Source organism: Deinococcus rhizophilus (assembly GCF_030271215.1).
GTDB lineage: Bacteria > Deinococcota > Deinococci > Deinococcales > Deinococcaceae > Deinococcus > Deinococcus rhizophilus.
The window spans coordinates 1-3,152 of the sequence record NZ_JASNGB010000255.1 but is presented as its reverse complement, the minus strand read 5'-3'; the positions used below and the strand labels follow the sequence as shown (position 1 = coordinate 3,152).

The window sequence follows — 3,152 nt, the reverse complement described above, 5'->3', positions numbered from 1 at the left end:
GCCAGTGCTCCCCCCGGTGCGGGCGGCGGCGGGAGGTCGGGGCGGACGGGCGGCGGGGTCGGGGCGGGGTCGGTCACAGGGTCATCCTAGGGGGCGCGGGTGAGGGGAGAGGCGGGAGGGCGCAGGGGGCAAGGGGAGCCGGGCGTCAGCGTGCCCACCGGGAACGCGGGGCGTCGTCCGCCGAAAGGGGGAAGGGCGCCGGTGATCCGAGTTTCCACCAGTCACACGCCCTCACACCGCCCCGCGAATCCGGGCGGCCAGCATGTCCAGCGCGGGCTCGTTCATGCCGCCGTGGGGGATGATCACGTCGGCGTAGCGCTTGGTGGGCTCCACGAAACTCAGGTGCATGGGCCGCACGAACTCCAGGTACTGGGAGATCACGCTCTCGGGGGTGCGCCCGCGCTCCTGGGTGTCGCGCAGCAGCCGCCGGATAAAGCGCACGTCGGCGTCGGCGTCCACGAAGACCTTGAGGTGCATTCGCCCCCGCACCTCCTCGTCGTACAGGGCGAAAAAGCCCTCCAGCACAACCACGGGCGCGGGCATCACCCGGCTGGTCTGGGCCGAGCGGGTGTGGTGGGTGAAGTCGTACTCCGGCATCCCGATGGGCACGCCTGAGAGCAGCGCCCCCAGATGCTCGCGCAGCAGCACCCAGTCGAAGGCCGCCGGGTGGTCGTAGTTCGTTCTGACCCGCGCCTCGAACGGGATATCGTCCTGCGCCCGGTAATAGTTGTCCTGGTTGAGCACGGCCACGCTGCCCGCGCCCACCGTCTCGATCACCCGCCGGGTCACGGTGGTCTTGCCGCTGCCCGAGCCGCCCGCCACGCCGATCACGAAGGGGGAGGTCACGCGCTCCTCCCGTACGTTCCCGCCCCGGACCCCGCGCCCAGGCTGCCGATCAGGTCGATGCGGCGCTCGGCCATGCGGCGGGCGACCACGTGGGGCGGCTTGCCGTACTGCTCGGCGGCGGCCGCCACGCGCGAGACGGTCGCGTACACGCGCTCGGCAGCCTGCTCGGGGGTCAGGGTGGTCGCGGCGGCGATCAGTCCGGCCGCATTGATGGCAAAGTCGGGCATATACACGATGCCGGCCTCCCGCACCGCCGCCTCGCCCTGCCGGGAGAGGGGGTGATGTTCGCCGCCCGCGATCAACCGGCATTGCAGCCGGGGCACGTCCGCGCTGCGGATGGAGTGCCCGTAGCCGCACGGCGAGAAGATGTCGCAGGGCGCATCGAGCAGCTCCTGGGCCGGGACCACGCTCACCCCGTCGAGGCCCTCGGCCAGCGCCAGGGCCCGTTCGGGGCGGGTGTCGGCCAGGGTCAGGCGGGCGCCCTCGCGGTGCAGGTGCGCGGCGAGCGTGCGCCCCACCGCCCCCACCCCCAGAATCGCCACCCGCACCCCGCGCATGCTCTCGGAGCCCAGGGCGTGCCGGGCGGCGGCCTTCATGCCCCGGTAGACCCCGTAGCCGGTCACGCTGCTGGTGTCGGTGTTCACGCCCAGGGTGGCGGGCGTCTCCTGCGCGACAAAGGCGATGTCGGTGGGCGTCACGCCGATGTCCTCGGTGAGCACCACCCGCGACTCCAGCGGGCGCACCTGCCGCCCCAGCGCCCGGAACAGCGCCTCGCGGGCGTGCGGGTCGTCCACGCCCTGCTCGGGCAGCAGCAGCACGCACGCGCCGCCGCCGTAGTTCAGCCCGGCCAGCGCCGCCTTGAGGGTCAGGCTCTCAGAGAGCGCCAGCGCCCCGCGCAGCGCCTCGGTCTCGTCCAGCGGCCGCAGCCGCACCCCGGCGATGGCTGGCCCCAGCACGGTCGAATGCACCGCCAGCGCCGCTTTCAGGCCGCTGGGCGCATGGTGAAGCAGCGTCAGCGCCTCGTGGCCCCGCGCCTGCATCTCGTCGAATATCTGCATTCAGGCTCCTCGCCGCGTCCCGCGCAGCCAACCCCCGTAGGGTAGCAAGGCGCGGGGCGGGAGAGACGGGCGGGAGAGCCGCCCCCTCCGGAAGAGCACCCTCGGCAGGTCAGGCTTTTTCCCCCTCCTGGCGCCGCTTGATGTGCAGCAGAGAACTCATGCGGACTCCGGTGCAATCGCCTACGAAGTGATTCAGGTCCGGGCGAAGGCGAGAAGGAGAAAGGGCGGGTCCCGGAAATCAAGGAAGAAGTCAAGGAAGTGGACGGCAGTCCGGATCAGCGGCTCAGACGAGGGGGTCTCCCGCCCTCCCCGTGCGGCACCCGCAGAGCCGCTTGCAGACTGGCAAAGCTCCGCAGAGGAGGGGGCTGGCGGGCGCGGCCCGTCCTCTTTGCGGGTGTTCAGGCAAAAGACCATGCCACTCGCCTCCTCTGAAAGAAGCCTGTCAGGCGGCAGGCGTCACCCTGGCTCCCATGCAAGGCAGTGGCAACCTGGCGCCCGGCACACGCGGCGCCCGAAGGGGGAGATGAATGGAACGCATTGCTCCGCTCGCCAAGATTCTGGCGGAAGCGAACGGCATCGACTGGCAGCACCTGGATGGCAGCGGCGACGGCGGGATGATCGTCGAGCAGGACATCCTGAATTACCTCACCCGCATCATGAGCGGGGAGGAGGAGCCGCCGTCGACACCCGTCGATGCCCCCCCGCCCGAGTGGACCGGCACCGAGCTGCCCCCCGGCGGCGGCCTGCTCGCGCCCGGTATGCCCAGCATGGACATGCTCAGCAGCGCGGGCGTGGATTCGGACCTCGCCGCGCTCGTGGGCCAGCCTGCCCCCGTGCCCGCCATGCCCGCCCCCGAGCTGAGCCTGCCCGAAGTCAGCCTGGAAGACGAGGCGCTGGAGTTCGAACTCGAGGACGAGCCGGAGACCGTGGTCACCCCGACCCTGCCCATGCCGAGCTTCAGCGAGCCCCTGCACAGCCAGCCCATGCACAGCCAGCCCATGCCCAGCGAGCCCATATACAGTGAGCCCGCGCCCAGTGAACCCGTCACCCCGGAACCTGCCGTGCCCCCCGCTGCCGCCGCGACTGGCGGCGTGATGGGCGGGCTGGGCGGCCTGCTCTCGCGCCTGTACCAGAAGCCCGGTCAGGACCCGGCCCCCGCTGCCCCCGCGCAGCCTCAGCCTCAGCCCCAATCCCAGCCCCAGCCCCAGCCGACGGCGCCCGCCTTCACGCCCGCGCCCGCCTCGCCCT

3 protein-coding genes are annotated in these 3,152 nt (G+C 72.0%); 1 reads left to right on the top strand and 2 read right to left on the bottom strand.

The window, feature by feature from the left end:
- Nucleotides 1–231: 231 nt before the first annotated feature.
- Both udk and QOL99_RS16145 read right to left on the bottom strand, forming a co-directional pair.
- Nucleotides 232–846, bottom strand: coding sequence for a uridine kinase (gene udk / locus QOL99_RS16150; RefSeq protein WP_285525320.1), 615 nt, complete (start codon nt 844–846; stop codon nt 232–234).
- The gene (locus QOL99_RS16145) at nt 843–1,904 is read right to left on the bottom strand and encodes a Glu/Leu/Phe/Val dehydrogenase family protein (protein ID WP_285525319.1); all 1,062 of its coding nucleotides are present in this window, start codon (nt 1,902–1,904) and stop codon (nt 843–845) included. Before QOL99_RS16145 ends, udk begins: the two co-directional genes overlap by 4 nt.
- Nucleotides 1,905–2,431: 527 nt before the next feature.
- Here QOL99_RS16145 and QOL99_RS16140 point away from each other — a divergent pair.
- The coding region (locus tag QOL99_RS16140; RefSeq protein WP_285525317.1) for an E3 binding domain-containing protein at nt 2,432–3,152 on the top strand (721 nt) is incomplete at its 3' end.

What these genes read in the sequence shown, in the direction of transcription:
- QOL99_RS16145 (WP_285525319.1), bottom strand. Translation starts at nt 1,904, where the DNA reads ATGCAGATATTCGACGAGATGCAGGCGCGGGGCCACGAGGCGCTGACG.